Genomic DNA, 223 nt, shown 5'->3' with positions numbered 1-223 from the left:
AATCCACGCACCCTCACGGGGTGCGACGTGTGAGGACGTCCGGAACACGATTCTGGTCATCAAGTTTCAATCCACGCACCCTCACGGGGTGCGACGTTGCCATCAAAGCAGGCGATAATGTTATATGGAATGTTTCAATCCACGCACCCTCACGGGGTGCGACTATAATCACTCCGTTTTTAACTATTAGCATACCACGTTTCAATCCACGCACCCTCACGGG

This window comes from Megasphaera sp. MJR8396C, assembly GCF_001546855.1.
Taxonomy (GTDB): domain Bacteria; phylum Bacillota; class Negativicutes; order Veillonellales; family Megasphaeraceae; genus Megasphaera.
The sequence above is the reverse complement of the archived record's forward strand: the minus strand, read 5'-3'. Positions refer to the sequence as shown.